Annotated in this window: 1 protein-coding gene; it reads right to left on the bottom strand. The window is 41.2% G+C overall.

Annotation, left to right across the window (positions count from 1 at the left end; translation table 11 throughout):
• The coding region (locus PZE06_RS28420; RefSeq protein WP_275792459.1) for an SDR family NAD(P)-dependent oxidoreductase at positions 1–240 on the bottom strand (240 nt) is incomplete at its 3' end.
• Positions 241–294 lie beyond the last annotated feature (54 nt).

Here is a 294-nt window from a genome sequence, read left to right as displayed (position 1 = left end):
TGAAACCGTTTTTTCGACAAGTTCCTTTATATCCGTTAATTTCGTAATATCGCAAGGCTGTGCCTGCACTTCACCGCTTACCTCTCTCATTCCCCTCGCAACTGTTTGCAATGCTAACGCATCTCGACTTGTAAACATGACCCGTGCACCCTCACGAACAAATTCTTGAGCAATCGCTTTTCCGAGTCCTTTACTTGATGCTAAAACCAATACTGATTTCCCTTTTAATCCTAAATCCATTATGAGTTCCCCCTCTTTTTCTTATTTTACACTCCTTTTCAACCAATCTTGAAG

Origin of the sequence: Robertmurraya sp. DFI.2.37 (genome assembly GCF_029211245.1) — a bacterium.
Lineage (GTDB): Bacteria > Bacillota > Bacilli > Bacillales > Cytobacillaceae > Robertmurraya > Robertmurraya methanolica_A.
Note: the sequence above shows the minus strand (reverse complement) of the source record. Positions and strands in the feature narration are given on the sequence as shown.